This is a genomic window from Dietzia sp. CW19, assembly GCF_014145265.1.
GTDB lineage: Bacteria > Actinomycetota > Actinomycetes > Mycobacteriales > Mycobacteriaceae > Dietzia > Dietzia natronolimnaea.
Genome location: NZ_JAALEE010000092.1, coordinates 1 through 3,735 on the forward strand (window position 1 = coordinate 1; position 3,735 = coordinate 3,735).

Consider the following 3,735-nt stretch of genomic DNA (forward strand, 5'->3'; position numbering starts at 1 on the left):
TCCCGCCGATACTAGCGGCCGGAGCGCAGGCACCGAGCCTTAGATACCGAGCTTCAGACACCGGGCCTCGGACACCGGGCCCCGGAACCCGACGCTCAGACCTCGAGCCTGAGATCAGGCTCCGCCAACAGGACCTCGCCGTCGAACTGCGCGGCGGCCTCGGCGCGCACGGCCTCGCGGTCCGTCCACGGGGGGATGTGGGTCAGCACCAGACGGCCCACCCCGGCCAGTCGGGCGGTCCGGCCGGCCTCGGCACCGGACATGTGGATCCCCGGCGGGCGGCCCTCCTCGTGGGTCCACGAGGCCTCGCAGAGGAACACGTGGGCGCCGGCCGCGAGTTCGACCAGCGAGTCGCAGTAGGCGGTGTCACCGCTGTAGGCCAGGACGCGACCGGACTCCGACGTCAGGCGCATCCCGTAGGACTCCGGCGGGTGATCCACCCGGTCGGCCCGCACGCGCAGGCCCACCTCGCCGTCGTCGCCCGTCATCTCCACGTCGGGCGTGACATCCCACGACCCCAACTCGAAGGTGTCCGACAGATCGTCCACCGCCCCCGGTTCCTCCGCCGAGGCGACCCCGATCCGGTACGCGGTTCCGGACGGCCCGATGAGCGGGACCCGGACCGCGCGCTCGGCCTCCGGACCGTAGCGCCGCAACACCAACAGGCCCGGGACGTCCAGGCAGTGATCGGCGTGGAGATGGGACAACAGGATCGTGGCGTCCTCCGGCGCGATGTACCGCTGCAGAGCCCCCAACACCCCCGGCCCCATGTCGATCACGACCGGGGCGACCCCCTCGACCTCCACCAGATACCCGGACGCCGGCGAGGTGGGTCCGCCGATACTCCCCGAGCAACCCAGGACAGTCAGAAACATGGGCACCATCGTGCCACGGCCGGCGCGAGGTCGCCCGGAGTGTGCCCCGGCGGGCGACCGGGAACCGGTCCGCGGGGAGGGATCACACCGCACCCGCGAGGCCGACCGACACGAGACCGGGTCCGAGGAACCGGGACGCCACCCTTCGGAAGCTGTCCGGGTCACCGGTCACGAGGTACTCCCGCGTCGCCGGATCCGCCGCGTCGTGGGGGCGCAGCAGGTCCGCGGCGGTGAGCACGCGCAGCACGTCCTTGGCGGTCTCCTCGGCGCTGGAGACCAGCGTGACGTGATCGCCCACCGCGAGCTGGACCACCCCGGACAGCAGGGGGTAGTGGGTGCACCCCAGGACCAGGGTGTCCACGTCCGCGTCCCGGATCGGCGCGAGGTACGCCTCCGCCAGACCCAGGACCTGCCGACCGCTGGTGATCCCGCGCTCCACGAACTCGACGAACTTCGGGCACGCCACCGAGGTCAGGTGGACCCCGGCCGCCGCGGCCACGGCGTCGTCGTAGGCCAGCGACGCGACCGTGGCGCGCGTGGCGATCACCCCGATGCGGCCCGATCGCGTGGTGGCCACCGCCCGCCTGGCCGCCGGCTGGATCACCTCCACCACCGGTACCGGGTAGCGCTCGCGCGCGTCCCGCAGCATCGCCGCCGAGGCGGTGTTGCACGCGATCACCAGAGCCTTGACCCCGCGGTCGACGAGGGAGTCCGCGACCGCCAGGGCGTGCTCGCGCACCCGGGCCAGGGGCAGCGGCCCGTACGGACCGTTGGCCGTGTCCCCCACGTAGATCAGCGACTCGTCGGGGAGCTGGTCCATGATCGCCCGGGCCACGGTGAGTCCACCCGCCCCCGAGTCGAACACCCCGACCGGGGCCAGTGGATCGGGAGACATCACCTCGGCGAACCGGCGTTCCGCCGCTGCCCGGCGGTGACCGCCTGTGGCGTCCGGTCGCGTTTGAGTCCGTACGCCGAGAGGACCCCGCCGATGGCCCCGCCGAGGTGACCCTGCCAGGACACGCCGTCCAGCATCGGGGACAGTCCCGCGAGCGCCTCGAACCCGTAGTAGAAGCCGATCACCAGACCCACGACCAGGTGCAGGAACCGGCGGGAGAACAGACCCCGGACGATCACGTAGAAGATGTAGCCGAACACGATGCCGGACGCCCCGATGTGGACGGTCCCGGTGCCGCCCAGGACCCACGACACGACACCCGAGGCCAGCCACGAGATGAGCGTGACGCTGATCAGGGGCCGGATCCCGGACATCGCGATGATCGATCCCAGGACGAGCAGGGCGATCGAGTTGCCGATCAGGTGCGCCCAGTCCCCGTGGAGGAAGGGTTGGAAGATGATGCCGGGGAGCCCGTCGGTCGAGAGCGGACGCACCCCGTAGCCGTCGAGTCCCTGCGGGGGCCCGATGGTGGCCTGGATGACCTGGTCGGCCGCCTCGACCACCCACATCAGTGCGACAAAGGCGAAGAGCAGGATCAGTGCCGGCCAGCGGCGCGGCCCCTGAGGGACGGGCCGGGCGGACTGGACGCCCCCCGCCCGGAACGTGCGTGGATCTGGATTCACCGTGTTCTCCTCACTTCCCGGTCAGAGCGGTGCACAGGGAGTCCTGCATGAAGGTCAACCAGTGGTAGACGTCCAGGTGCGCCGACCTCGGGTCGTCCTCCGCGACGAACTCGGGGATGTCGGTGGCCGGGACGCCGTCCACCGCCCCGGCCTCGAGCAGCAACGCGCCCAGGCCGAGCCTCACGTCGTTGAGACACCCCATCCAGGCCTGTGCCTGCTCGGGGCTGAGCGAGACCGTCCCCCCACGCGCCGGGAGGGACCTGAGGACCGTCGACGCCGCGGCGAGCTTGACGTCGATGATCTCCGGCTCGTGGATCATGCGCATGCCCGAGTTGTGTGCGCGGGCGACCGCGGCGGCGTCCGCGTCGGATCCCCCACCCGGCTCGGGCCGGTGGAAGTCGGGGAGCAGGCGGGCGAGCGGGGCCTCGACGGGGAGCTCGGAGTGGCCGCTGCGCATCCCGGTGATCTCTGCCAACTCGTCCCTCGGCGCGGAGTCGCGCCGCTGCTCGAGCATGTCGACGATGTTGGACACCAGGGCGTGGAGGATCTGCACCTCGTGACCCTCCATGACCGCCTTGACCCGGGGGCCGGTGAGGGAGGACTTGCGCTGCCAGGCCTTCACGGGCTCAGACCTCCCGCTGCATGGTGGCCCACAGTCCGGCCTCCTGCAGCTTCCGGACGTCGTTCTCCACCTTGTCCCGGCTCCCGGAGGAGACCACCGCGCGGCCGTCGTTGTGGACCTTGAGCATGAGCTCGTGCGCCTTCTCCCTGCTGTAGCCGAAGACCCGCTGGAACACGAAGGTCACGTAGCTCATCAGGTTGACCGGGTCGTCCCACACCACGGTGAGCCAGGGACTGTCCACCCCGGCGTCGAGCTCGGTGTCCGTGGCTTCCACGGGCGCGGCCGACGGCATCGCCATCACGGGGACGACGCTCCGGTCGTCCGCGATCTGTGTGGTCACGGTGTGCATACGGCCAAGGATACGGATTACCGCCGGGTCGGCCACGCCGTAGAGTCAGCCGGGTGACCGCGACCGCGCCGACGCGCGCCCCTCACCCGCCGGGCCGTCCGTCCAGCGCACTGCTCACGGACAAGTACGAGCTCACGATGATCCGGGCCGCACTGGCCGACGGGACCGCCGACCGCCCCTGTGTGTTCGAGGTGTTCGCCCGACGGCTCCCGGCGGGTCGCCGGTACGGCGTCGTCGGCGGCACGGGCCGACTCCTGGAGCGGCTCCGGGACTTCCGCTTCGGCGAGGAGGAGCTCGCGGTGGTGGCCGAC

General features: G+C 71.5%; 5 protein-coding genes and 1 pseudogene. 1 reads left to right on the forward strand and 5 read right to left on the reverse strand.

The window, feature by feature from the left end:
• Positions 1-95 precede the first annotated feature (95 nt).
• The 5 genes from G6021_RS03315 to clpS form a co-directional block, all read right to left on the reverse strand.
• Positions 96-875: an MBL fold metallo-hydrolase gene (locus G6021_RS03315; RefSeq protein WP_179524846.1), complete on the reverse strand. Its 780-nt coding sequence runs from the start codon at positions 873-875 to the stop codon at positions 96-98.
• A gap of 82 nt (positions 876-957) precedes the next feature.
• A complete protein-coding gene (murI, locus tag G6021_RS03320) occupies positions 958-1,770 on the reverse strand; it encodes a glutamate racemase (protein ID WP_182617779.1) in 813 nt (270 codons plus the stop codon).
• Complete coding sequence (locus G6021_RS03325; protein ID WP_182640658.1) at positions 1,770-2,453, reverse strand: rhomboid family intramembrane serine protease; 684 nt, start codon at positions 2,451-2,453, stop codon at positions 1,770-1,772. The genes murI and G6021_RS03325 overlap by 1 nt, the downstream gene beginning before the upstream one ends.
• A 10-nt stretch (positions 2,454-2,463) precedes the next feature.
• Entirely contained in the window at positions 2,464-3,075 is a 612-nt protein-coding gene (locus tag G6021_RS03330; RefSeq protein ID WP_179524843.1) for a DUF2017 domain-containing protein, read from the reverse strand.
• A 4-nt stretch (positions 3,076-3,079) separates the two neighbouring features.
• Positions 3,080-3,367 carry an ATP-dependent Clp protease adapter ClpS gene (clpS, locus tag G6021_RS03335; RefSeq protein ID WP_241730494.1) on the reverse strand — a complete coding sequence of 96 codons (288 nt, stop codon included), beginning with the start codon at positions 3,365-3,367 and terminating at the stop codon, positions 3,080-3,082.
• A 110-nt stretch (positions 3,368-3,477) separates the two neighbouring features.
• Here clpS and G6021_RS03340 point away from each other — a divergent pair.
• Positions 3,478-3,735, forward strand: a pseudogene (locus tag G6021_RS03340) (nicotinate phosphoribosyltransferase); the annotation flags it as partial.

Coding starts and splice junctions, on each gene's coding strand:
- G6021_RS03315 (WP_179524846.1), bottom strand. CDS start 875: ATGTTTCTGACTGTCCTGGGTTGCTCGGGGAGTATCGGCGGACCCACC.
- murI (WP_182617779.1), bottom strand. CDS start 1,770: ATGTCTCCCGATCCACTGGCCCCGGTCGGGGTGTTCGACTCGGGGGCG.
- clpS (WP_241730494.1), bottom strand. CDS start 3,367: ATGCCGTCGGCCGCGCCCGTGGAAGCCACGGACACCGAGCTCGACGCC.